The 25,094-nt window shown below is 55.0% G+C and carries 24 protein-coding genes and 1 tRNA gene; 12 read left to right on the forward strand and 13 right to left on the reverse strand.

Translation table 11 applies throughout. The annotated features are described in order from the left end of the window. The first annotated feature begins 89 nt into the window (after positions 1-89). On the forward strand, positions 90-890 hold the full coding sequence (gene dapB / locus WBY09_RS02155) for a 4-hydroxy-tetrahydrodipicolinate reductase (RefSeq protein ID WP_286791135.1): 801 nt from the start codon (positions 90-92) through the stop codon (positions 888-890). A gap of 1 nt (position 891) precedes the next feature. Here the strand turns inward: dapB and WBY09_RS02160 are convergent, their stop codons facing one another. Both WBY09_RS02160 and polA read right to left on the reverse strand, forming a co-directional pair. Next, complete coding sequence (locus WBY09_RS02160) at positions 892-1,236, reverse strand: hypothetical protein (RefSeq protein ID WP_286791136.1); 345 nt, start codon at positions 1,234-1,236, stop codon at positions 892-894. A 106-nt stretch (positions 1,237-1,342) separates the two neighbouring features. Then, on the reverse strand, positions 1,343-4,174 hold the full coding sequence (polA, locus tag WBY09_RS02165) for a DNA polymerase I (RefSeq protein WP_336231885.1): 2,832 nt from the start codon (positions 4,172-4,174) through the stop codon (positions 1,343-1,345). Here polA and WBY09_RS02170 point away from each other — a divergent pair. Then, positions 4,173-4,436 carry a hypothetical protein gene (locus WBY09_RS02170; protein WP_286791138.1) on the forward strand — a complete coding sequence of 88 codons (264 nt, stop codon included), beginning with the start codon at positions 4,173-4,175 and terminating at the stop codon, positions 4,434-4,436. The two genes, polA and WBY09_RS02170, sit on opposite strands and share 2 nt — an antisense overlap. A gap of 39 nt (positions 4,437-4,475) precedes the next feature. Then, positions 4,476-5,237 (forward strand): hypothetical protein, encoded by a 762-nt coding sequence (locus WBY09_RS02175; protein WP_064780175.1) that lies wholly within the window; start codon positions 4,476-4,478, stop codon positions 5,235-5,237. A gap of 20 nt (positions 5,238-5,257) precedes the next feature. On the opposite strand, the gene WBY09_RS02180 is transcribed toward WBY09_RS02175, so the two are convergent. From WBY09_RS02180 to WBY09_RS02200, 5 genes are all read right to left on the reverse strand, one after another. After that, on the reverse strand, positions 5,258-6,550 hold the full coding sequence (locus tag WBY09_RS02180) for a bifunctional folylpolyglutamate synthase/dihydrofolate synthase (RefSeq protein WP_286791139.1): 1,293 nt from the start codon (positions 6,548-6,550) through the stop codon (positions 5,258-5,260). 1 nt (position 6,551) lies between these two features. Further along, positions 6,552-7,478: an acetyl-CoA carboxylase, carboxyltransferase subunit beta gene (gene accD, locus WBY09_RS02185; RefSeq protein WP_063086422.1), complete on the reverse strand. Its 927-nt coding sequence runs from the start codon at positions 7,476-7,478 to the stop codon at positions 6,552-6,554. Between the two features lie 55 nt (positions 7,479-7,533). After that, entirely contained in the window at positions 7,534-8,382 is an 849-nt protein-coding gene (gene trpA / locus WBY09_RS02190) for a tryptophan synthase subunit alpha (RefSeq protein WP_336231886.1), read from the reverse strand. Continuing rightward, entirely contained in the window at positions 8,379-9,596 is a 1,218-nt protein-coding gene (gene trpB, locus WBY09_RS02195; RefSeq protein WP_008888670.1) for a tryptophan synthase subunit beta, read from the reverse strand. Before trpB ends, trpA begins: the two co-directional genes overlap by 4 nt. Positions 9,597-9,733: 137 nt before the next feature. Then, a complete protein-coding gene (locus WBY09_RS02200; protein ID WP_040822460.1) occupies positions 9,734-9,913 on the reverse strand; it encodes a zinc-finger domain-containing protein in 180 nt (59 codons plus the stop codon). A gap of 195 nt (positions 9,914-10,108) precedes the next feature. Between WBY09_RS02200 and WBY09_RS02205 the strand changes: the two genes are divergently transcribed. Beyond that, positions 10,109-11,077, forward strand: coding sequence for an ABC transporter ATP-binding protein (locus WBY09_RS02205; protein ID WP_008888668.1), 969 nt, complete (start codon positions 10,109-10,111; stop codon positions 11,075-11,077). Positions 11,078-11,159: 82 nt separating this feature from the next. Here the strand turns inward: WBY09_RS02205 and WBY09_RS02210 are convergent, their stop codons facing one another. Then, complete coding sequence (locus tag WBY09_RS02210; protein WP_197146269.1) at positions 11,160-11,447, reverse strand: coiled coil domain-containing protein; 288 nt, start codon at positions 11,445-11,447, stop codon at positions 11,160-11,162. 270 nt (positions 11,448-11,717) lie between these two features. Between WBY09_RS02210 and WBY09_RS02215 the strand changes: the two genes are divergently transcribed. From WBY09_RS02215 to WBY09_RS02235, 5 genes are all read left to right on the forward strand, one after another. Continuing rightward, positions 11,718-12,701, forward strand: a complete 984-nt coding sequence (locus tag WBY09_RS02215; protein WP_252724008.1) for an alpha/beta hydrolase — start codon at positions 11,718-11,720, stop codon at positions 12,699-12,701. 147 nt (positions 12,702-12,848) lie between these two features. After that, the gene (locus WBY09_RS02220; RefSeq protein WP_008888665.1) at positions 12,849-14,585 is read left to right on the forward strand and encodes an adenylate/guanylate cyclase domain-containing protein; all 1,737 of its coding nucleotides are present in this window, start codon (positions 12,849-12,851) and stop codon (positions 14,583-14,585) included. A gap of 150 nt (positions 14,586-14,735) precedes the next feature. Further along, positions 14,736-14,812, forward strand: a tRNA-Arg gene (locus WBY09_RS02225). A gap of 114 nt (positions 14,813-14,926) precedes the next feature. Continuing rightward, entirely contained in the window at positions 14,927-15,403 is a 477-nt protein-coding gene (locus tag WBY09_RS02230; protein ID WP_063086430.1) for a hypothetical protein, read from the forward strand. Positions 15,404-15,508: 105 nt separating this feature from the next. Then, positions 15,509-16,156: a 5'-methylthioadenosine/S-adenosylhomocysteine nucleosidase gene (locus WBY09_RS02235; RefSeq protein ID WP_197146268.1), complete on the forward strand. Its 648-nt coding sequence runs from the start codon at positions 15,509-15,511 to the stop codon at positions 16,154-16,156. Between the two features lie 36 nt (positions 16,157-16,192). On the opposite strand, the gene WBY09_RS02240 is transcribed toward WBY09_RS02235, so the two are convergent. The 5 genes from WBY09_RS02240 to WBY09_RS02260 all read right to left on the reverse strand — a co-directional run bounded on the left by WBY09_RS02240 (position 16,193) and on the right by WBY09_RS02260 (position 21,663). Beyond that, entirely contained in the window at positions 16,193-17,860 is a 1,668-nt protein-coding gene (locus WBY09_RS02240; RefSeq protein ID WP_197146267.1) for a thiamine pyrophosphate-binding protein, read from the reverse strand. Between the two features lie 226 nt (positions 17,861-18,086). Beyond that, positions 18,087-18,641: a polysaccharide biosynthesis/export family protein gene (locus WBY09_RS02245; protein ID WP_197146266.1), complete on the reverse strand. Its 555-nt coding sequence runs from the start codon at positions 18,639-18,641 to the stop codon at positions 18,087-18,089. Continuing rightward, complete coding sequence (locus tag WBY09_RS02250; RefSeq protein WP_336231887.1) at positions 18,642-19,844, reverse strand: outer membrane beta-barrel protein; 1,203 nt, start codon at positions 19,842-19,844, stop codon at positions 18,642-18,644. Beyond that, a complete protein-coding gene (locus WBY09_RS02255) occupies positions 19,844-20,497 on the reverse strand; it encodes a sugar transferase (RefSeq protein WP_336231888.1) in 654 nt (217 codons plus the stop codon). The genes WBY09_RS02250 and WBY09_RS02255 overlap by 1 nt, the downstream gene beginning before the upstream one ends. A 197-nt stretch (positions 20,498-20,694) precedes the next feature. Further along, positions 20,695-21,663 carry a DNA-binding response regulator gene (locus tag WBY09_RS02260; protein WP_336231889.1) on the reverse strand — a complete coding sequence of 323 codons (969 nt, stop codon included), beginning with the start codon at positions 21,661-21,663 and terminating at the stop codon, positions 20,695-20,697. A gap of 152 nt (positions 21,664-21,815) precedes the next feature. On the opposite strand from WBY09_RS02260, the gene WBY09_RS02265 reads away from it, so the two are divergent. From WBY09_RS02265 to WBY09_RS02275, 3 genes are all read left to right on the forward strand, one after another. Further along, positions 21,816-23,000: an EAL domain-containing response regulator gene (locus tag WBY09_RS02265; RefSeq protein ID WP_336231890.1), complete on the forward strand. Its 1,185-nt coding sequence runs from the start codon at positions 21,816-21,818 to the stop codon at positions 22,998-23,000. Positions 23,001-23,089: 89 nt separating this feature from the next. Further along, on the forward strand, positions 23,090-23,569 hold the full coding sequence (locus WBY09_RS02270) for a hypothetical protein (RefSeq protein ID WP_336231891.1): 480 nt from the start codon (positions 23,090-23,092) through the stop codon (positions 23,567-23,569). After that, positions 23,556-25,076 carry a sensor histidine kinase gene (locus WBY09_RS02275; RefSeq protein ID WP_336231892.1) on the forward strand — a complete coding sequence of 507 codons (1,521 nt, stop codon included), beginning with the start codon at positions 23,556-23,558 and terminating at the stop codon, positions 25,074-25,076. The genes WBY09_RS02270 and WBY09_RS02275 overlap by 14 nt, the downstream gene beginning before the upstream one ends. Positions 25,077-25,094 lie beyond the last annotated feature (18 nt).

Here is a 25,094-nt window from a genome sequence, read left to right on the forward strand (position 1 = left end):
CGCTTTGCCGGGGGTTTTGTTTTGCGCTGTCGGAGCCGTGTGTTAAAGCAATTACGAGTTTGAATTTGCTTGCCCGGAGGAGACCGGAAATGAAGATCGGGATTGTTGGATGTGCTGGCCGTATGGGGCGGATGTTGGTCAATGAAACGGCCAAGACCAAGGGCTGTGAAGTTGGTGGTGGCACCGATCTGCCCGGAAGCCCGTTCATCGGCAAGGACATAACCCTGATCGCCGGTCTTGAAGAAAGTGGCGTTGTGGTTGGCGATGATCCCAAGGCACTGTTTGAAGCGGTTGATGCGGTGATCGATTTCACCGCACCGGCAGCGACGATGAAACACGCGAAACTGGCCGCCGAAACCGGCACCATCCTTGTTATCGGCACCACAGGGCTTTCCAACGATCAGAAGGACGAGTTGAAGGTCGCTGCCAAAAAGGCCCCGATCATCTTTGCGCCCAATATGAGTGTCGGTGTGAACCTTGCCTTCGCACTGGTCGAGAAGGTGGCGAGCGTCCTTGACAAGGATGTGGCCGACATCGAAATCGTTGAGATGCACCACAAACACAAGGTCGATGCCCCGTCAGGTACCGCGCTTGGCCTTGGTGAAGCCGCCGCCAAGGGGCGTGGGGTTAATCTGGATGATGTTGCGGTCCGATCGCGTGATGGCCACACAGGTGCGCGTGAAGACGGCACCATCGGCTTTGCAACGCTTCGCGGTGGTGACGTGGTTGGCGATCACACGGTTGTTTTTGCCTGCGAGGGCGAGCGGATCGAGATCACCCACAAGGCATCCTCACGAGAAGTCTTTGCCAAGGGCGCGGTTCGCGCCGCCAAATGGGCCGAAGGCAAGGCGCCGGGGCTTTATTCCATGCGTGAAGTTTTGGGGCTTTAATCTAGTTCTGCGGACTAGCGAGCCTCAGATAGCCGCGATAAACTGCAAGCACGATATCAGCATCAAGTTCTGGGTTGTTGTATTTCCCATCTTTGATTGCCTGATTTGCTTCACGGACGCTCATGCCATCTCGTAGGCACTCCGACCAAATTTGGAAACGGTACCCGGACTGTTTGGTTAAAGCTCGGCTTATGGGAAGCTCTGTGCGTTGAAGCACCAAATCTTCCCGAAGCCTGTAGTGACGGCAAAATTCTCTTGATACCTCGCCCTTGGCGGACTTTGAAAGTTCGGCAAAAGCGATGTAGTCGACCTCTTGAAGACTATTTGAGCGAAGATCCATATTCATAAGTGCTCTCCTCGACTGTCATCAAGGCATAGCGAAGATTGTAAATGATGCTCAGGCACTAGCCGAGAAGTTTTGAGCAAATATCTCGGTTAGCACTTGGCTTCAGTTAATGCGCGTCGGCCCAGCTATCCCCGATGCCGGCATCGGCAATCAGCGGTACGGACAGGTGGGCGGCGTTTTCCATGACTTCGCGGATGGTTTTGATCGCCTTTTCGGCTTCGTCTTCCGGGGCCTCAAAGATCAATTCATCGTGGACCTGAAGCAGCATGCGGGTTTTGAGTCCCGCATCAACCAAGGCACCTGGCACCGCAATCATCGCGCGTTTGATGATGTCGGCTGCACCGCCCTGAATGGGCGCGTTGATCGCGGCACGTTCGCCAAAGCTTCGGCGCATGCCGTTTTTGTCGTTGATGCCGTTGATATGGATATGGCGGCCAAACAGGGTGCGGACAAAGCCGTGCTTTTTGGCGAATTCCTTGGCCTCGTCCATGTAATCGCGGATGCCTGGATAAATCTCGAAATAGGCTTCGATGAATTCCTTGGCTTCCTTCTGGGCGATGCCAAGCTGGTTGGCGAGACCAAAGGCCGAGATGCCATAAATGATGCCGAAGTTGATCGCCTTGGCCTTGCGACGGACCATCGGGTCCATGCCCTCGATCGGGACGCCAAACACCTTCGATGCGGTTGCGGCGTGGATGTCCTCGCCGTTTTTAAACGCCTCGCGCAGGGCATCGATCTCGGCCACGTGGGCCAAAAGGCGCAGTTCGATCTGCGAATAGTCGGCAGAAATCAGTTTGTGACCGGGCTCGGCGATAAAGGCTGTACGGATTTTCCGGCCTTCCTCACTTCGGATCGGGATGTTTTGCAGGTTCGGGTCATTCGATGACAAACGCCCGGTATTGACGTTGGTTTGTCCGTAACTGGTGTGCACGCGGCCCGTATTGGGGTTGATATGGTGGGCCAGCGCGTCGGTATAGGTGCTTTTAAGCTTGGAAAGCTGACGCCATTCCAGAAGCTTGGCCGGAAGGTCGTGACCTTGGGCGGCCAACGCTTCAAGCACGTCTGCCCCGGTCTGCCAGGCGCCGGTTTTGGTCTTTTTACCGCCGGGCAGGCTCATCTTATCAAACAGGATTTCACCCAGCTGCTTGGGGCTGCCAAGGTTGAACGGCTCGCCCGCCATTTCGTGAATGGTTTCTTCAAGGGCGGCCATGCGTTTGGCGAAGTCTTCGGACAGGTTTTTAAGGATCTCGGCATCGACCTTGACCCCAAGGCCTTCCATTTCGGCCAGAACTGCCACCAGCGGACGATCAAGCGTCTCATAGACGCTGGCCATATGTTCCTGCGCGATGCGGGGTTTGAGCAACCGATGCAGGCGCAGCGTGATATCGGCGTCCTCGGCCGCGTAATCAAGCGCCTTGTCGAGCGGGACCTGATCGAAGGTGATCTGGGTCTTGCCAATGCCACAAACATCCTTGAAGGAAATCGGTTTGTAATCCAGATGCAGCTCGGCCAATTCATCCATGCCGTGCCCGTGGCTGGTGCCATCAAGCACATAGGACAGCACCATGGTGTCATCCATCGGGGCAACCTTGATGCCATGGCGGGCCAGAACGATCATATCGTATTTCAGGTTCTGACCGACCTTAAGAACACCGGGGTCTTCCAACAGCGGTTTGAGCAGCTCAATCGCGCGTTCGAGCTTGATTTGCTTTGGCGCGTCCTTGCTGTTGCTTGGGCTGTCGGCGGGATTGTCGCCAAAATCAAAGCCGCCCTGTGCTTCGCCACTGACATGACCAAGCGGGATGTAGCAGCCATTGCCGGGCTCGGTCGAAAGTGAAACGCCGACCAGTTTGGCCTGATGGGCATCAAGCGATGTGGTTTCGGTATCGACCGCGACGGTGCCAAGATATTCGGCCTCGGAAATCCAGTGCTTTAGGCGGTCTTCATCCTGCACCAGTTCATATTCGGCCTTTTCGACTTTGATATCATTGACACCAACACCGGCCGCTGTCGGGCTTTCAAATTCAACATCGCCGCCGAATTTCGACTTTACTTTAGAAAGCAATGATTTAAAGCCGTGACTTGCGATGAAGCTTAAAAGAACTTCCGGATCGGGTTCACGTAATTCGAAATCACCCAGTGGTTCGACCACCGGCACATCGGTTTTCAGCGTCACCAGATCGCGCGAAATACGGGCAAGCTGGGCATTTTCAATCAGCTTTTCACGGCGCTTGGGCTGTTTGATTTCGCCAGCGCGCTCCAGTAGAGAATCAAGATCGCCATATTCATCAATAAGTTGAGCGGCGGTTTTAATACCAATACCAGGCACACCCGGGACATTATCGACGGAATCGCCTGCAAGTGCCTGAATATCAATGACCTTGTCCGGGGAAACACCGAATTTTTCCAGAACTTCGGCAGCACCGATGGTGCGATTCTTCATCGCATCAAACATTTGCACCCGATCGGTGACCAACTGCATGAGGTCCTTGTCCGAAGACACGATAATCACGTCAGAACCTTCTGCCTCGGCCTGGCGGGCATAGGTCGCGATCAGATCGTCGGCCTCAAAACCTTCAAGCTCGATCGATGGCAGATTAAATGCACGGGTCGCATCACGGATCAGGCCAAACTGCGGTACCAGTTCTTCGGGGGGCGGTGGACGATGGGCCTTGTAGTCGGGATAGAAGTCGTTGCGGAACGACTTGCCTTTGGTGTCAAAGATCACCGCCATATGGTCTGGTTTGGTATCTTCGCGCAGCTTCATCAGCATGGTGCAGAAACCATAAACCGCATTCACCGGCGTGCCATCGGGGCTCGTCATCGGTGGCAGGGCGTGGAAGGCGCGGAAAATAAAGCCGGAACCGTCAACCAGAACGACGCGACGCGGGGATTTGTCGGCGGACGAACCGGTGCTGGACGGGGCGGAATCTGTCATGCGTCTCGTGCTCTTATACTCGTTAAAAGATTGGCCGGAAGAATGCCCGATCCCGGCCTGTAAGTCGAGTGCCGCCTGCCTTAAAGAGGCAAAAACACCCAAGGCTGCTGACAGTTTTGCGCTTGCGAATGCCAAGGGTAAGCTTGCGTGGCTCAGATATCATTTCGAAATCATAACAATATCACTAAAACCCTCATTTTCCGGGTTTTTTGGCATCATTCTTCTTTGTGCTTATCAGCTTGCCCCGGGATTGCTATGGTAGCGGATTACTTCATCCCAAGGGACATGGGAGAGCGGGTTCGTGGCCCGGAAAACGAGCAAGCCGGAATTTTTGCCAAAAGGCATCGGCGTCGAAACTGCAGGTCCGGCGCGTGAGCTTTCAGATGACATGAAGCTCGCCACCCGGAAAGGCAAAAAGCAGAAAGACCGTCGCAACGCGAACGGTGGTGGATGGCGCAGCTTTTTTAGCGTCACTGCATGGCTGCGCTTTATCCTGACCTTTGGTACTTTTGGCCTGATCGTTCATGGCCTGTTCGTTGTTTTTGGCATTTATGAACGCAATCAACGCCTCGCCAACTTTGATCACTTCGTCTTGTTGATCAAACTCGTGGTGTTTGTCGCGCTGATGTACCTGTTCTACGCGATGCTGATGCATTACGGCCCGATCCGCCACAAGGTGCGTGGCATCTTCTTTCTGGCCTTGGCACCCGTGGCCGCCCTTTGCATCTTCATGATCTATGGTGGCGGACAGATTTTTGGCAGTTTCCTACCGGTGTTGCAGTTCCTGACCCTGACCGTCGGGGTGGGTGGATTTTTGCTCTATATTCTGGGCTATACCTGGATTACCGGGCGCAAGGTCAAACGCGAAGCGGCCAAACACGGTGATCCGGCCCAAGTTGTAAATGATGGCGATGCTGCGGGTGACAGAACTTTGCCACCGCTGGTCCAGGGCGATCGTCGTCGCCAGAATACGGCGGGCAATCTGCGTCTGCGCCGTACAGATGGCGGTGATGGTCCGGCACGGGGCTCAGCGCGGCGCAAGATCGAACTGCCTGACGTATAATTGCCGCATTAAAGCTTCGTTCAGGAGCTGTGTTTTTCCAGAACCAGACCCGCAAGATAGAGGGATCCCAGAATAAGCACCCGTTTCGGGGTGCGGCAGGCATCAAGAAGCGGGGTAATGGCCGCTTCGAAGCCGTCACAGGAAAATGCCGGGGAAATGCCACAGGCAATTGCCGCGTCGCGCAGGGTTTCTGGCAGATGTGCCTGATGTTCGCCAGGGATCGGTACACCAGCCAAGGCGGTGATATGCGTTGCCAAAGGTTTCAGGAAGGCTTCCGCATCGCGGTTATCAAGCATGCCCATGATGACAACGGTGTCGCCAGCGGGTTGGCGCGACAGCCAGTCGGCAATCGCCTCGGCCGCGGCAATGTTGTGGCCACCATCCAAAATCAGATCGCAGCCATCGGGCAAGGCGTCACACAGCGGGCCTTTGGTAAGTTTCTGAAGCCGTGCGGGCCAGCTTGCGGTTTCAAGACCACGGGCAAGGATATTGATGTCCTTTCCGTCAAAGCCGGGAATGCCGGCCTTGCGCACCGAGGCAATCGCAGTGGCAGCATTGGTGTATTGATGGCGTCCCGGCAGGGCCGGGTGCGGGAGATCGATCTGCTCGGTCCCGATGCGGATCGTAAAGTCGTCTTCGCGTTCCTCAGTCACCTCGAAATCATTGAAGATCGGGGCCGAAATGCGGTTGGCGTGACAGGCCAGCGTATTAAACGCCTCAAGGCTTTGTAGTGCGGTAATGCATGGAACGCCGGTTTTCATGATCCCGGCCTTCTCGAACGCGATTTTGGCAATCGTGTCACCAAGGAAGCCCTGATGATCTAGCGAGATTGGCGTGATCACGGTCGCGGCAGGTTTATCGATGACGTTGGATGCATCAACACGTCCACCCAGCCCGGTTTCAAGCAACAGGACATCGGCCGGAACCCGCGAAAACGCCAGGAACGCCGCGGCCTGGGTAATTTCAAAGAAGGTAATCGAGTCCCCGGCATTAACCGCCTCAACTTCTTCGAGAAGATCACACAGGGCTTCTTCTGAAATCATCTGGCCGGCGAGGGTGATGCGTTCATGAAAACGCACCAGATGCGGGGATGTGGAGCAATGCACCCGAAGTCCCGCCGCCTCATAGATCGCGCGCAGATAGGCAAGGGTCGATCCCTTGCCATTGGTGCCGGCGATATGAATGACGGGGGGGAGTGAAAGGTGCGGATTGCCCAGCTTTTCAAGCAGCCGGGTAATCCGCCCTAACGAAAGGTCGATGACTTTCGGGTGCAGCTTGCCAAGGCGAGCAAGGATTGCGTCGCTGCCCGCCAAGTTATTTATCCGCACTCGGAGTTTTGGATTTGGTCGATTTGGCCTTGGCGTCCTTGATCGGCACCACAGCCGCACCCGGTTTGGTGCGACGGATCATATCGATCAGGCGGCCAAAGGTCGCATTCAGTTCCGAACGCGGCACGACCATATCCACCATGCCGTGTTCCAGAAGGTATTCAGCCGTCTGGAAGTCATCTGGCAGTTTTTCGCGGATGGTGCTTTCGATCACGCGGCGCCCAGCAAAGCCGATCTGTGCGCCCGGTTCTGCGATCTGGATATCACCCAGCATGGCAAAGGATGCCGAAACACCGCCGGTGGTCGGATCGGTCAGGAGCACGAAATAGGGGAGGCCCTTTTCCTTGACCTTTTCGATCGCAGCCGTGGTGCGTGCCATCTGCATCAGGCTGAGAATGCCTTCCTGCATGCGCGCGCCACCCGATGCCGGAACGACGATCAGGGCGGCATCCTGCACACAGGCAAGTTCAGCTGCTGCAACGATGCCTTCGCCAACGGCGATGCCCATCGATCCACCCATGAAGGAGAAATCGAAAACGGCAATCACGGTCGGATGACCACCGACTTCGCCATGGGCCACAGCCAGCGCATCTTTGAAGGTTGCTTTGGCCTGGGCCGCCTTGAGGCGGTCGGTATATTTCTTCTGATCGCGGAATTTCAGCGGATCGACCGGAACATTCGGCAGTTCAATGGTCTGGTACTTGCCATCATCAAACAGGGTTTCGAGACGTTCCTTGGCGGAAATGCGCATGTGATGACCGCAATGCTGGCAAACATGATTGTTCTTTGCCAGATCGCGATGGAAGATCATCTGTTCGCAGGATTTGCATTTGTGCCAGAGGTTTTCGGGCACATCAGTGCGGCGAACAAGTTTCTGAATCTTTGGACGGACGAATTCAGTCAGCCACGACATATCGGATACTGATCCTTGGTTCTGTCTATATCGGTTCTTTCAAACGCAGCGCCATCTATTTGCGCGCGTTTCGGACCCCGTTCGCAAGTTCACTTACAAGGCCGGTAACCATAGAGGCGGTCTTATCGGTGGCCTTGCCGTTTTCGTCAAGACTTTCGGCAACTTTTGATACGATTGCCGATCCGACGACAGCGGCATCGGCCTGTTTTGCCACGTCGGCTGCCTGGGCTGCGGTCTTGATGCCAAACCCGACCGCAATCGGCAGATCGGTATGGCGACGCAGGCGTCCCATTGCTTCGACGATCTGCTCGTTGCTGGCAGATCCGGCACCGGTCACACCGGCAACCGAGACATAGTAAACAAAGCCCGAGGTATTCTGAACAAGTTTCGGAAGACGCTTGTCATCAGAGGTCGGCGTGGTCAGGCGAATGAAGGACAGGCCCTTTTCCACGGTCGGAATGCAAAGCTCTGCATCTTCTTCGGGCGGCAGATCAACAACGATCAGGCCATCAACCCCGGCATTGCGCGCATCTTCAAGGAATTCGGCGACGCCATAGATATAGATCGGGTTGTAATAGCCCATCAGGATGATCGGCGTATCATGATCCTGATCGCGGAAACCGCGCACAATCGACAGCGTCTTGCGCATATGCATGCCAGCGGCAAGCGCGCGCAGCGATGCTTCCTGAATGGCGGGGCCATCGGCCATCGGATCGGTAAACGGCATGCCCAGTTCGATGATGTCGGCACCGGCTTCTGGCAGCTGTTTGAGGATTTCAAACGAGGTTTCCGGGTCGGGATCGCCTGCGGTGATAAAGGTTACCAGACCGGCACGGCCTTCTTCCTTGAGCTTGGCAAAACGTTTGGCGATGCGGTCCTGGCCGCCGATGATAGCGTCGCTCACAATTCTACTCCCAGTGCTTCGGCCACGGTAAAGATGTCCTTGTCACCCCGGCCACTCAGACACATGAGGATGATCTTGTCCTTGCCCATTTTCGGGGCCTCTTTCATGATCTGCGCGATCGCATGGCTGCATTCCAGTGCGGGAATGATGCCTTCGAGTTCCGAACAGAGTTTGAAGGCCGCAAGGGCTTCCTTGTCGGTGATCGGTTCATAACGCGCGCGACCGATATCCTTAAGCCAGCTGTGCTCTGGCCCGATGCCGGGATAATCCAGACCGGCCGAAATCGAATCGGCTTCCTTGATCTGGCCGTCATCATCCATCAGCAGATAGGTACGGTTGCCGTGCAGAACGCCCGGCTTGCCCGCCGAAAGGCTTGCGGCATGTTTGCCGGTATGAACGCCGTGACCGGCGGCTTCGACACCGACAACTTCGACACCCTTGTCATCAAGGAACGGGTGGAACAGGCCAATGGCGTTGGACCCGCCGCCAACCGATGCGATCACCTGATCGGGGAGGCGATTTTCGGCTTCCATGATCTGTCGGCGGGCTTCATTGCCGATGACCGACTGGAAATCACGGACCATTTCCGGATAGGGGTGCGGGCCAGCCGCGGTACCGATGATGTAGAAGGTATCTTCGACGTTGGTGACCCAGTCACGCAGGGCTTCGTTCATCGCATCTTTCAGCGAGTTCGAACCGGAAACGACCGGTTTGACCTCTGCACCGAGAAGGCGCATGCGGAACACATTTGGCGACTGACGTTCGATATCCTTGGAACCCATATAGACCGTGCAGGGCAGGCCAAAGCGTGCACAAACGGTCGCGGTCGCAACGCCATGCTGACCAGCGCCGGTTTCGGCGATGATACGGGTTTTGCCCATGCGCTTGGCCAACAGGATCTGACCGATGCAGTTATTGATCTTGTGCGCGCCGGTATGGTTAAGGTCCTCGCGCTTGAAATAGATCTTTGCACCGCCGAGTTCCTCGGTCAGGCGTTCGGCGAAATAGAGCGGGTTTTCACGGCCAACATAGTGACGGAGATAGTAATCCATCTCTTTTTTAAACGCAGGGTCTGCCTTGGCGTCCTTGTAGGCCTGTTCCAGCTCAAGGATCAGCGGCATCAGGGTTTCGGCGACAAAGCGTCCGCCGAAATTGCCGAAATGCCCGTCCGGATCGGGCAGAGCGCGGAAGCTGTTAGGTGCAGAAGACGTCATGGAAGTTCCCCGTGGATTGGCCGTGATGGCGTTCACGACAGCATAGGCAGGTGACAATATATGGTCTGCCAGACCATCTGTGCGCAAGCACCGGCAGGGTCTGGCCCCATACTGTACCTAAAAAGGTGCGTATTGGATTAGTGGGCTGCGTGCTCGGCCAAGGATTTGTCGAAGATATATTTTTTCGAGCAATACGGGCAGACCACCTCGCCTTTTTCCTCAAGATTAAGGTAAACGGTCGGGTGCCCAAGGTGACCTTTTCCGCCGTCGCAGGCAACATTTAGCGTGCCGACTTTGATTTCTTCGGTGATCTTCATATATCCAGTTCCAAGTTTGCCTTTTTCAGGCTTGTATGACCATCGGGATTGGCCGCGCACTGTGGACAGCATTGACCCCGGTTTCCCGGGAATGATACCGATTGGGCATATTCAATCAATACTTCCGCGTGCTCATGGCGCCTCATGGTCTTAGCGCAAACAAGCGACGCGGAAAAGAGTGGAGATCACGGACATATGACTGCAATGCCCGACTATGCCATCGAAGTCGAGGGGCTGACAAAGGTCTATAAGGGATCAAACGGCGAAAAACTCGCCCTTGATAACGTTTCGCTCAAGATTCCGCGCGGCTCGTTTTTTGCCCTGCTGGGCCCGAACGGCGCCGGAAAGTCTACATTTATCAACATCTTGGCCGGTCTTGTTACCAAGACCAGCGGTACGGCAAAAATCTGGGGCAACGATATCGAAGCCCAGATGCGGGCCGCACGCTGCTCCATCGGGATCGTGCCCCAGGAACTCAATCTGGATGCATTTTTCACCCCGCGTCAGGTGATGGAATTGCAGGCGGGCCTCTATGGCGTGCCGAAATCCGAACGCCGCACGGACGAGATTCTTGCCGCCATCGGACTCGCCGACAAGGCAGACTCGTATGCAAGGTCGCTTTCGGGCGGGATGCGTCGCCGTCTTCTGGTCGGCAAGGCGATGGTCCATACGCCGCCCGTTCTGGTTCTTGATGAACCGACCGCCGGTGTGGATATCGAACTGCGTCAGCAGCTTTGGGCTTACGTCAAGGAGTTGAACAAAGCGGGCGTCACGATTGTTCTGACCACGCATTACCTTGAAGAAGCCGAAGAACTTTGTGACGAGATCGCGATCATCAATCAGGGCAATGTCATTGCCCATGAAGACAAGCGCAGCTTGCTGCGCCGGATTGATCACAAGACGCTGGTTCTGACCGTGAACAACGAACTGAACGCAGTACCCGATGCCCTGTCGCCCTGGGGGGCAGAGCTTAAATCGGAAAACCAGATCGCGCTTCATTACCGCCCAAGCAACACCCAGATGGCGGAAATCCTTGAGGCGATCCATGGCTGTGGTCTTGCGATCAAGGATCTGTCGACCGAGGAAGGCGATCTTGAAGACATCTTCTTGATGCTGACCCGCGATAATAACAAGCAACGCGCAGGTGCCGGCAAGGCTGCCTAATTCGTTGCGTTTTCGTAATCATGTACAAAACCCCGCAAGTTTTCTTGCGGGGTTTTGTGTTATTGCGTTTTGATCCGCTCGATCACTTGAATCTGCTGGTAGCCATTTTCATCGCAGCTTCAATCGAGTCCCAAGCGTTATCCATGCCAGCTTTCAGGTCCTGCCAGGCGGTATCGCTTGATTTTTGCAATTCTCTAAGCTTCTGCTCGGCCTCGTCTTGCATGGCGCGGAGCTCTTTGACTTGTTTCTGATACTGTATTTGTGCATCGGCTTCTGCCAACTCAGCCTGCGCCTTAAGCTTGTCAATCTGGGCACTCCACTCATTGAGTTGGGCTTCCAGTTTTTTCTCGTAAGCTTCTTTCATGCTCATGGTCGTATCCTTTCGTTGGAAAACGTGTGGAACGATCGATATGGCAACAAGGCAAAATACCCAATGTCTGCGTCTGTCATTGGATTAAAAAACCCGCTGAACCTGCTGTAGTTCTACTAGATTGGGCCGATTGGTTAAACCTTAAACCAGAATTTCCTCAATAACCCGACTGCCCGCTTGGAATATGTAATGTGTGACAATACCTTGCGGGCGAACGCATTATAATCTTCATTGAGTGTCTCTGTTTCCTGCGTAGGGTTGGTCACCACTTTGTCACCGTGTTTATTGCGCCCCGTTGTCCGCCTTTGTGCGATGTTGTTGTTTGCCGGGATGGTAAGCGCCTGTGCGCCAACTGTTCGCCCGGCGGGGCTACCGATTGCCCAGACCGTGCTTGGGCCAGACGTTTTTGTTGCGGCCGATGGTACTGCGCTACCGTTGCAAAGCTGGGGCAATCTTGAAGATCCCGATGCAGTGATCCTTGGTCTGCACGGGATGGGTGATTATGCCAATGCCTTCATGGAACTGGGTGAACAGGTCGGCCCGAAGGGCATCGCGATCTATGCTTATGATCAGCGTGGCTTTGGCCGTACGGCTACACGTCCATTCTGGGCCGGCACGGGCAGTCTGGTCAATGATGCTAGTGACGCATTGACGCTGTTGCGCGCCCGCTATCCTGACACACCGATTTACCTTCTGGGGAATTCGATGGGCGGGGCGGTGGCGATCATCACCGCTGCCACGCGCGGGCATCTGATGGATGGCTTGGTTTTGGTGGCACCGGCAGTTTGGAACCGGAACATGATGCCGTGGTACCAGACCGCACCGCTTTCGATCCTGTCGTACAGCCTGCCATGGTTGCCGCTGACCGGGCGGGGACTTGATATCTGGCCGTCGGACAATATCGAAATGCTGCGTCGGCTGTCGCGTGACCCGCACATGATGTCTTCAGTCCGGGTCGATTTGCTTGCCGGTGTTGCCGATATCATGGATCTGGCGCGCGTTCGGGCCGGGGATATATCTGTGCCAACACTTTTGCTGTCGGGGATGCAAGATCAGGTGATCCCGCCCAAGGCAGTTGCGGCGCTTGATGATCAACTGTCCAGTCTTGGTTTGCCCGACTATCACCGCTGCCTTTATTCGGAGGGGTATCACATGTTGTTGCGGGATCTGAACGGGCCGGTGGTGATCGAGGATATCCGGCGCTGGGTCACGGATCGCACAGATCGGAAAAATTATTCCTGCACCAACAACTGATTGCTTTTTGACCCTCAATCAATGATCAGGTAGCCTTTTTTAAATAGTTGCAAGGCATTATGCAGGTTGTCGAACCGCTGTTTCGTTCCGATATGCCAAGCAGCAATTGATGATGCAACATCACTTAACCGGAGGATCAGGACCGGCATGCTAAGGACCATTCGGGCGAAGTTCCTGGGTGTCGCGGCCTTTTTTGTCGTGTGGCTCGTTGTGGCCACCGGGTTCTCCGTGATCCAGTCCCTTGGCATCAATGGTGATCTTGAGGCGGTGTCGCGCTACGTCACGCCGGTTAAGGACTCGCTTTCGGACGTGCGTGCGCGCCAGCTTGAACAGATTTCGCTGATTGATCGTTACATGCGGGTGGTCGAAAGTGACGGACCGCAGACATCGCTTCTAAATGGCATCGAGATCGAAATCGAAGCCAAACAAACCCAGATCGAACAGGCCTTCCGCAAATCCTTTACCTTTGCTGCCCTTGGTCGGGCGCAGGCATCCGGTCACTTTGACGAGGGTGTGCTGTTTGATCTTGATGTGCGCATGCGGGAATTTGCCGATGTATCGGCACAGTTTTCCTTGGGCGTTGAACGGTTGCTTGATCAGGTGCGGGCAGGAAATCTTGCCGATGCCCGGTCACAGGAAAACACCGTGCGCGGCCTGCATCGGATTATCGTGCTGAACCTGCGCAATGAAATCCGGCTTCTCGAAGACTACGCGGCCCAAACGGTTGAAAACGTTTCCAAGCGCGAAGATTTCCTGATTCAGGCCGAATTCATCATGATGCTGGCCGCCGTCATTATCGGCATTTCGCTGGCCTATTATATGGCGCATGCGGTGGTGGTTGCTGTGCGCAAAACCACGAGTGCATTGAATTCCATTCAGTCGGGCAAGCTTGATACCAAGCTTGAATTCAGCTCCAAGGGTGACTTTGGCCGGTTGGCAGATGCCTTTAACCGCATGACGCGCGAACTCCGCGTGCGGTTTCGGATGCGCGAACGGTTTGGCAAATATGTCGATCCGAAAGTCATCAATAATCTGATCAATCAGGAAACCGCGCTTGAGAACTCCGAAAAGCGCGTGATGACCGTTAGTGTCGTCAACCTGACCGGGTTTGACTGGCTGGCGGAACATACGCCGCCAGAAAAGCTTGTCGACTTCCTGAATGACTATCTGACAGCGATGACTGAACCGATTGCCAATCAAAGCGGGATTATCGACAACTTTGTTGGTGACCGGGTGATCGGCTTCTGGGGCCCTCCCTTCTGCGGCGAAGGGGCCCATGCCAAACATGCCTGTCAGGCGGCCCTTGAACAGGTTGCGCGCTTTAACGCGCTTAAGACCAAATATGCCGAACTGATTGGCGATCATGGTCTTGAAATCCGTGTTGGCATTGCGACCGGCGAGGTCGTTGTCGGGTCCATTGGTACGGACAAATCACGCGCCTATACCGTGGTTGGCGATTGCGTGAACTATGCCAACCGTCTGGAAAAGGCCAACCGGGTCTATGGCACGCAAATTCTGGCTTCGCACGAAACGGCCAGCATGGCGTCGGGTGAGGTCGAAATGCGCGACCTTGATCATGTGGTGCTGCTGGGTACTGAAAAGGTCGTCTTCCTTTACGAAGTTCTGGCGCAAGGCGGACAGCTTTCTGAAGAACGGCGTGAATGGCGCAGCAAGTACGAAACCGCCATGGCGCATTACCGCGATGGCAATTTCGATGCGGCCCGGCCGCTTTATGAAGAAGTCATCGCGTTTGATGACAGCGACTTTGCCGCACAGCTGATGATGAACCGCATGGAGCGCCTTGAGCGGCGCGAACAGGACCGCGAATGGGATGGCACCTGGGTGGTGCGTGACCCGTATGAACGCCGTGATGTCGAAAGCTGATTGCAGCCACAACCTGCCAAGGTTACCTTAACCGGTATCGGGGATGATTGAGCGGGTATCGGGGTTCGAAAACCCTTGCCCGTTCAGGCCAAAACCTGTATCACCCATCGCACTCGGGCCACATATTCCAGTCACGGTCCGACATATTGCGCACCCGTAGCTCAGCTGGATAGAGCGTTGCCCTCCGAAGGCAAAGGCCACAGGTTCGAATCCTGTCGGGTGCGCCAATTTTCTCCCAAAATTGCTTTGTCAGTTGGCATCCGCGGATAGTGCGCGTAAGGATGATTTTTACCATGCCGAAACCGGCAGGGGTGCGTTTTTGCATTTGTTGGGGCGAACCAATGACAAAGCTGTTTTTCCTTTTCACCATTCATCCGGTTTCGTTGGCGATCTGGACCTTTGTTGTGATGGCAATGGTGGTGATGACCGGCTGGGCACACCTTGCCACGCTGACCTTTGCGTTTGAGGCTGGCATATTCGATGCTGATGTGACGCTTGAAGAAGATGTCGCCGTCATTCTGGTTGCCTTTGGCGTGTTCCTTGAGATGCGCGAAATGTTGGCGAAACGAGCTTATGGCGAAGAGATTGCCGAGAAACAGCATGATCTCAACGAACTTTCAGAGCGTTATGGCGCCTACCTGCTCATCATCGGGCTGTTTATGGAAATCAATGACCAGTGCTTCGAGCCACTGCTTGAAAATACCGGGTTTGCCGCGATTGGCGTATCGACCATGGCTTTGTTTGACGTGATCGCGCTTGTTGTGGGCTTTGGTTATCTCGCCAAACTGTTCGCTCCGACCCGTTCTGTCGCCGCCTGATGCGATCACGTTACACTGACAGTGATGCCGTGATTTTGGGGCTGCGGAAATGTTGCCCGGCCTTTATGCTGCGGGTTCTGATTTCAAGAATGTGGAAAGTCAAAGATGCGCGGATACCTTCATGATGTCGCAGGCCATAACGTGTTGTTCGCAATGGCGGCACCGGCGGAATATGGCGACCACCTCAAGGAGCGGTTTACGCCCTTGATGATCGGGGTTGGGCCGGTGGAGGCTGCGATCAATCTGACCGCGGCATTGACCGAATTGAAGCTGTCGGATGATTTGCCCGATCTTGTCGTGACATTGGGATCAGCCGGATCGCGTACGCTGGAACAGGCCGAGGTTTATCAGGCCGTTTCGGTATCGTATCGGGATATGGATGCATCGGTTCTGGGCTTTGAGAAGGGCTGCACGCCGTTTGTTGATCTGCCTGCCGAGATCGAGATGGCGTTACGCATTCCCGGTATCCCCGAAGCGCGTTTGTCGACCGGGGCCAATGTGGTGTCGGGTGCGGCCTATGACGTGATTGATGCCGACATGGTCGATATGGAAAGCTTTGCCATCCTGCGTGCGTGCCACAAGTTTGGCGTGCCGCTGATTGGTTTGCGCGGCATTTCCGACGGCAAGGAAGAGCTTTCCAAGCTGTCGGACTGGACGGCCTATCTGCATGTGGTTGATGAGAAACTTGCCGTTGCGGTCGATGCGCTGAAAGCTGGCCTTGAAAGCGGCGAGATCAGCATTCCCAGACGCTGATCCCGCTTATTGCATTTTCGAAACAATTAAGTCGACTTAGGTGCCCGCACGGATCTGATCAAGGGTTTTGATCGGGGTAAGCGCTTGTGGGTCCACCTGGATTTCAAGGATGGCCGGTTTGCCGGAGGCAACTGCGCGGTCGAAGGCCGGGCCGAAATCCTCGGTCCTTGTGACGGTTTCACCGTATCCGCCAAAGGCCTTGGCGTAGGCGGCGAAATCCGGGTTATGCAGTTCGGTGCCAGACACACGGCCGGGATAGTTGCGTTCCTGATGCATGCGGATGGTGCCAAACATACCGTTATTGACCACCAGCGTGATGATATTCGCGCCATATTGCACGGCGGTGGCAAATTCCTGTCCGTGCATCAAAAAGCATCCGTCGCCGGCAAGACAGACGACCGGGCGATCCGGATGAGCGAGCTTGGCCGAGACCGAGGCCGGAAGCCCATACCCCATCGAGCCCGATGTCGGGGCCAGTTCGGTGCGGTATTCCCGGTAGCGGAAGAAACGATGCAAAAAGGCGGCGTAGTTGCCCGCCCCATTGGTGACAATCGCATTGTCGGGCAGTTTTTCACGCAGTTCCGCCACCACATGGGCCATTTTGACATCGCCCGGGGTTTCAACCGGGGTGGAAAAGGCGATGTAGTTGGCGTGTGCGGTTTCGATCATGTCATCGCGGGCCGATCCATCCACCGGCTCCATCATGGCGATGGCGCGCAGGAAAGATCGCTGGGACGCATTGATTGCAACATCGGGGCGATAAACCCGGCCCAACTCATCCGGGCCGCTGTAAACATGGACCAGTTTCTGTTTCGGGCAGGGGATATCAAGCAGGCTATAGCCGCTGCTGGTCATTTCCCCCATGCGCGATCCGACAAGGATCACAAGATCACTGTCCTTGATGAGCTCGGCCAGCTTCGGGTTGATGCCGATCCCGACATCACCAATGAAGTGGCTGTGCGTGTTGGGGATATAGTCCTGACAGCGGAAGCTTGTCGCAATCGGCACATTGTTACGAACTGCAAACGATTTAAGGTTTTCAGTCGCTTCGCGGGTCCAGCCACCCCCACCAACGATCATGACCGGCTTTGCGGATTTCGCAAGAGCGTCACGGAAGCGAGAGACATCTTCAGGCGCTGTTTTGGCCTCAACCGGGACGTAGGGTTTGGCATCGGCAACATCTGTGCTTGAAGACAGCATGTCTTCGGGAAGCGCCAGAACCACAGGGCCGGGGCGACCGGATGTCGCGATGTGATAGGCGTGGCTGATATATTCCGGAATGCGGTTGATGTCATCAATCTGCCCGACCCACTTTGCCAATGGGTCGAACATTTTGCGGTAATCGACTTCCTGAAACGCTTCGCGATCAACCATGTCACGCCCGATCTGCCCGACCAGCAGGATCATTGGTGTGCTGTCCTGATGGGCGACATGAACGCCGGCCGATGCGTTGGTGGCACCGGGACCACGGGTGACCATGCAGATGCCGGGTTTATTGGTCAGCTTGCCATAGGCCTCTGCCATGATGGCGGCCCCGCCTTCCTGACGGCAAATGATCGGATCGATGCCCGGATGATCGACAAGGCCATCAAGCACGGCGAGATAGCTTTCGCCCGGGACAAGAAAGACGCGTTCAGCCCCGTGCAGGGCCAGTTGATCGACCAGAATGCGTCCGCCATGGCGCGTTTCTGTTTTCCCGGACATGTTTCGTGAACTCCGTTGCGTGGGGCAAAATCGTTTTAGTTTTTATCTGTTTGCCATCTGGTGATGGCGTGAGCGCGATTTCATCATGGAAAACGGGCGCAGGTAAAGATGGTTGATCCAGAAAACAGCGGAAAATCCGACGATATGTGGAGCAGTTCTAAAACCCCAGCGTTCTGATCGAAAATGTATAGTGGATTGTGCTGGAAATCCGCTATTTTGCAGTGATTTAGAAGTACCTTTCGGCCACGCGCACGATGTCGCCGGGCATAACGATGGTGGCGAGCGTTGCCGGGATAATGACGCGCGATGCATCATGACCACGCAGGATTTCGATGTCATCCTCATCCCCGCGATAGGTCAGCCCGCCGCCGACTGCGATGGCATTGAGCACATTCATTCCCGGCACATAATCATAGGATCCGGGTTGATTGACCTCCCCCATGATGAAGAACGGGCGAAAGGCGATGATTTCGACCGCAATATCGGGGTGCCGCAAATAACCATCCAGATAGGCGTCATGGATTTTCTGGCGCGCCTGATCTGTGGTGAGGTTGCGCACGCTTACCGGCCCGATCAGCGCAAGGTTCAGCCTGCCCATGGCATCGACCTTGAATTCGCCTGACAGGTCCGGTTCACCAAACACCGTGACCCGCACCGTATCGCCACTATCCATGACATAGATGGTCTGGGCTTTTGCCGTCATCGTCATCACGATCAAGGCGAGCAGCGTGATCAGGACCGTGCGCAAGCCATTGAACAAGCGTGGCTTTGGTGTTGTCATTTACATCTCCAGCTTGAGGCGGATGTGGCTTTGCAGGCGTTCATAATCCTCACCCGCGCTATTTGAGTTTCGCTGGTCATAAGCGAGGCCACCCTCGATCCGGGCAAGGCGATTAAGCTCATAGCGAACGCCAACCCCGAACCGACTGGTGTTGTCACGCCGCGTGGTTTGTTGGAAGGTTTCTGCGCTGTAGTCAGCACTGAGTGAAACGGTCAGTCGACGTCGCAGTTCATGGGAAATACCTGCTCCTGCCTCAAAGGCCAGAATGCCACTGGCGCCGGTCTGGGTCGTTTCGCGCACAGTTCGGGCAGCATTGAACGTGATATTGGTCAGGCGGGTGACCGACCAGTCGAAATCGCCGCGCAAGGTATAATCCCCGATATCGCCAAAGGCCGGGTCGGCATAAGTCTGGTTCATCCAGCCCGCCGCCAGATCGGCCGTAATCAGATCGGTCAGATCAAGGCGAAGGCCGCCCAGCATCTGATAGCCCGCAGAATCGCGGATGCGTCCACCATCATCGGGGGTGCGGTCATATTGTCGCTGGTTAAACGTGACTTCGCCGTAAGCCTCACGCCCAAGATCAAGCGGCCACAGAATACGGAGCGTCTCGCGCAGTTCAAGGCGATCACGATCATCATTGCGGATGAGTGATCCGTTGCGCGCGGTGCTGTCGTCAAAATCAAGACGGCGAAGTGCAAACTGTGATTCGTAATGCAGACCGTTGGTAATATGGCGTCCGCCAATCTGGGCGCTGACATCACGATAAATCACGGGCTCTGTGGCACTGGTCGGGACATCATTGCTGCCGCGCCGGTCATGGGCGCGTTTAAGCTGAACCCCGCCTTCAACGGATGTCGCACCGAGATCAAGACTGCCGGCAGTACTGAGTTCAAGGTCCTGATAATCATCGCTTGATGAGCCGGCAAAAAAGCCAAGCTCGCCACCGGCTGCCAGATGTAGGCGAAAAATCCGCCAGTCGCCCTGCAGGGTCAGGCGCGGGGTCAAGGTTGTGATGACATCTGCGGTCGGATTGGCATCGCTTTGGAAGATGTTGCTGTCATATCGCGTGCCGAATTCAACCAACGGGGTTGCCAGAATTCGGCCGAGACGAATGCCACCAGCGTCATCGGGATTTTCCATTGCGGCGGCGGGGGCCACGACATTTGCAAAGAGCAGTGCGGTGGACATCACGAATTTACGCATTACACCAGCCGCCGGTCGCGACCAAGACAGGGTTTGAGCGCGCGTTGGGGCTGGCGTTGCGGCCGATATCGCGTAAGCGTCCTGAAGGGCAGGGCAACCGTGCGGATCAGAATGGCGCAATCAAACAGAGGGGTCTGGCGGCGGATATATTCAAGATCGCAGGCAATACGCGCCTGCAAGTGATCATCGCTGCAGACCGGGCCGCGCCAGCCCTGAATTTGCGCCCATCCGGTCATGCCCGGTTTTATCGCAAGCCGGGCGGTATAGTCGGGAATATGTTTGGCAAATCGATGGTGATCGGCAAGGCTGTGCGGGCGCGGCCCGACCAGTGACATGTCGCCGCGCAGCACATTGATGAATTGCGGCAATTCATCAAGTCCGGTGATACGCAAAATCGAACTGAGCGTTTCTGCAAATCGCAGGCCGCGTGGAGAAAGCGGGCGGCAGGTGCGATCGCGTATAGTTCGGAACTTGAAAATAACAAAGATCCGACCCTCAAAACCAACCCGCTTTTGCAAAAACAGAGGATTGTGAAAGCCAGATCCGAACAGCAAGACCGCGATGATCATCAGAACAGGGAAAAGCACCAGCAACCCGATCCCGGCAAACAGAATATCGCATGCCCGTTTGACAGATCGGTTATGGTCGAACATCGACCGATGACAGGCCCAGGACGGTTTTGACGACGGTTCTGATGTGTCGCTATCTCCAGTCAACTCCTGTGCCCCACCCCAGCATTCAAGACCCTGATGTTTCTTAACTCAGGGTAGATGTATTGGCGGCGTTTTCAAGTTTTTATGGTGTCGATCTTTGGTCGGATGACGTTGTTTAAGCACTAATTTACAGTGCGTTAGCGCAAGGACGGAATACTTGAAAGTACCGTTTTCATCAGTTGCGGCTGCCGGTTCACACCGGTTTTCGAGAAGATGGTCTTAAGATACGTCCGTGCTGAAGAATGCGAGATTCCGACCAGTTCTGCGGCCTGATCAAGGGCCAATCCCTCGGCCAGTTTTTGAGTCAGTTTGGCTTCGGATCGGGTCAGGCCAAACAGATCCATCAGGTCGTCAACCGCAGGCGGGCGCTGCTGGGCCGGATCAACCAGAATGATCATGAAGCTTTGTTTGCCATCGGCTTTTTTGGGGACCCGGCGAATAAGAAGCGACAGCTTTTCACCGTCACGTTCAAGCGAGAAGCTCTGATGGCTGCGGGGAACGGTTTTGCCCGGCGGCACAAGAAATTTCGTCAGTCCTTCCGGGCTTGGGTCAATGATCAGGCGTCCTTGCGGGCCGGACCGCACCAGTGAGGACCGCCTGAGAACCTCGGCACCCTGTGAATTGAGATGCAAGATGGTCAGGGTCTCGTCAACCGCAATCACGCCCAGCTCAAACAGGTCGAGAAACTCGGTCGGCAGGGTATCTTCGCTTTGGCCGAGACGGCTTTTGATCTCGGTTTCGATGTCATCAAGCATCGTCTCAAGCATGGTTGGTTTGGGATAGAAGCGAAAGACGCCGATTTCATTGACCGCCATCAGTGCTGATTGCAGATCGGCATAACCCGTCAGCATCACAATGATCAATTCCTTGCGGGCCTTGCGCAGTTCGGCGGCAAGTTCAAGGCCGGTCATGCCCGGCATGTGGATATCAAGGATGACTGCCGAAACATCCGGATCAGCGATGATGGCGTCACGCGCGGCAATCGGGTCATTGACAAAGACCCCCTCCCAGTCCGGGCGCAGGCGGGCAAAATTGCGGCGATGAGACGACAGAAGATTTTCGTCATCATCGACAAAGGCAATCCGGACCGTCTTTTTGGCCGTCATCAAAAGCGCCCTCCACAAATGGGGATATTGGAGAAAGGTAGTCTGACACTAATCTGCGAACGTTCAAAGCTCCGCTATTTGTATAGCACGCATTTAGGCGGGGCTGTCTTGAGAAGATTACCGCGGTGATCGCGTTCCGGAGATGTCCATTTATGGATCAGGTTGATAAACAACGGCCCGTCATTCTGATGGTCGATGATGATGAAAAGTTGCTGGCTGCGGTACGTCGTACCCTGTCGGGCTGCTTTGAATTCGTCACCCATACAGACGGGCAGGCTGCACTGGATTGGCTGGCGCAAAACCGCGACCGGACCGACCTGATCATTGCCGATCTGGTGATGCCGAATATTGACGGCATTTCCTTTCTCAAACAGTCAGCGCGCATGGCGCCCGGTATCAACCGGATGTTGTTGTCTGGTAACGTCTCCAGCCTGTCGCTGCGTGAGGCGATCAATCAGGCCATGGTGACACGCGTTCTGGCCAAGCCGGTATCGGTCGCGGTCCTTAAGGAAGCGATTGACCGTATTCTCAATACCGGCGTGGTGGTTAAAAAGGTTTCTTCGGGCCCAACGGCCCTGATGGTCAATAGCGCCATTGACCGGGCAGACTTCCACACCGTCCTGCAGCCGCGTTTTCGTGCAAGCGACCTTGGCCTGTGCGGGGCAGAGGTCCTGTGTCGCATGCCATCTCTTGAAAAGGAATTTGGTATCGACGAGATCATCGAAGCCTCTCAGGACAATCCGGTGATCAACCGCCTTGGCAGTCAGTTGATGGCTATCATGATTGATCAGGCGCCGCGCTATCGTGCGCTTATGGGTGATCAGGCCAACCTTGCGGTCAATCTGTCGCTGTTCTCTCTGAAGACACCGCAATTCTTTGAGCTGCTCATTCGCTTCTATGAAAAGATGCGGATGCGCGGGGTGACCGTGTCCTACGAAATTCCCGAACGCCAATTGCTGTCCAACGATCTTGAGATGCTGGCCAATGCCACGCGTTTGCGCGAACGCGGTATAGCGCTTCTGATTGATGATTTCGGATCGGGGAACAATTCGCTTGATCTGCTGCGTCAGGAAGTCTTTGCCGGCATCAAGCTTGATCGCGATCTGGTGCGTGGCACCATGACCGATTTTCTCGATGATGCCTTTGTTGAATGGATTGCACAGGTCTGCTCGAAAATGGGTCTTTCGATTTCCGCCAAGGGTATCGAAAACCCGGGTGTCGTCGAAAGGCTGCGGGTTTACGGGATTACAGAACTGCAAGGTTTCCACCTTGGTGTACCGGTGTCACTCGAAGAGTGGGAAGAAACCGCAATCATACCCCTTCAGGCATCTGGCTGATTGAAATCGCGTCAAAATTCCCGGTACAGGCATTGAAAAACAATTGCTGGCAACCACTGTGTATAATCGTGTGATGGAGCATGAAAAAAATGATGAAAAGCGCCTTTAAACTGGTTGCGATGGTGATCGCACTGATTGGATTTCATGTCGCCCCGTCTTTGGCGGGTGGCACATTGTCCATGACCAGGATTGATGGTGAAACTGTCCATGTTTCGCTTGAGGAACTGATGAAGCTGCAGGCCACCGAAATCAGTACGTCGACCCAGTGGACTGACGGGGTACAGAAGTTCCGTGGTGTTGCCTTTGATACGTTGTTTGACACCTATGGTTTGACAGCGGAAACCGTGCGTGTTTCAGCACTCAACGACTATAACGTGATGGTGCCTGCGGATGTTCTGCGCAACGATGGTGCCATTCTGGCCTATCACCTCAACGATGCCGAAATGTCGGTGCGTGAAAAGGGGCCGTTCTGGGTCATCTTCCCTTATGACGCCGACGCGCGGTTTCAGACTGATACCTATTGGGCTTATTCCGTCTGGCAGGTAAAGTCTGTTGATGCAGCAAATTAAGTCGTTCCTGTTCAAGCAGTCAGGCAGGGCCATGTTTATCGCATTGGTCCTGTTTGTCGTGCTTTACGGATTTCTGTCGGCAGCGATTGTCCACCAGCTTGACGATGAGCGGTTCAAGTACCGCGAAAATTTCGTCTGGGCGGTTTTTCAGGTGCAGCGTCAGTTTCTTGTCGTGCAGCGTGACATTGAGGCTGCAATCGGCCGGTTTGGTTTGTCTGAGGATGTGGTTGACCGCGTCCTGCTGGAATATGAAATTCTGGTCAGCCGTGTCTACCTGCTGCGTGATGGTGACGGGTTCGAGGTGCTGTTTACTGTGCCGGAAGTCGCCGAAACAATAAAACAGCTTGAACGTCAGATCGAGAAGATCGACGCGGCGTTGGCGACCATCACCGATCCTGAGGAAAAGCTGAGCGCGTTGTATCGCTTGCTTGAGCCGATGAACGACTCTTTGCAACAGGCGGTGGTGCGTACAACGAACTTTGTTTCGATTTACAACGCCAACAATATCTCGGTCGTGAAAACCGATATTCAGATCCTGTCCTATCTGTTTTTCGTCGGTGTGATTGTCATGGCAGTTCTTGCTACTTTCATGATTCGCCAGCGCCAAAAGATTTTTGCCGCCGATATGGCCGCCCAAAAAGCGCGCCAGGAACAGGAAGTGATCGAGGAAGCCGCCGATTACGCCAAGATGCATGCGCTTGGCACCTTGGCCGGCGGGGTTGCGCATGAAATCAACACGCCGGCACAATATATCCAGAACAATCTTGAATTCTTGTCCGACAGCTTCGCCGATCTGGTTGGCGCGATTGACCGCAAGAATCCCGATGAACCGGCACGGCTTAATCTTGATAAACCCAAGATCGACTTCATCACAGAAGAAGTCCCGATGGCGATTGACGAGAGCATTCAGGGCCTGAACCGGATTGCCGAGATTGTCCGTGGTATTCGCAAATTTGCCCATCCGACAACCGATGCCGTGGAGCCGATTTCGATTACCGAGGAAATCGATACCGCCGTTACCCTGACGCGCAACCAGGTCAAACATATCGCCGATCTGGACGTTGTCATGCAGTCCGATGTCACCGAAGTCAGTGGGCGCAGAAACCACTTGTCGCAAGCGCTGATCAACCTGATCGTCAATGCGTCACAAGCCATCCGTGAAACAGGTCAGCGCCGCGGGCGCATTGATCTTCTGGTGACGTCTGATGAAGACAATGTCTATATCCGCTTGCGTGATAATGGCGCGGGCGTTCCCGAAAATATCCGGGAACGCATCTTTGATTACTTCTTTACCACCAAGGAACGGGGTGTTGGCACCGGTCAGGGATTGCCGATCTGTCGCAAACTTATTCAGGATGATTTCAACGGGGATCTGACTTTGTCCGCGGACTATATCGACGGGGCGGAATTTGTGATCCGGTTGCCGAAACCCGATCAAAACGCCGCCACTGACGCCAACACGGATCTCCTTGAAGGGCCAAGTGACCTTAATAGTTTGCTTCGGTAATCAGGCAGGTCTTTGATC

Origin of the sequence: Thalassospira sp. CH_XMU1458, from assembly GCF_037027205.1 — a bacterium.
GTDB lineage: Bacteria > Pseudomonadota > Alphaproteobacteria > Rhodospirillales > Thalassospiraceae > Thalassospira > Thalassospira tepidiphila.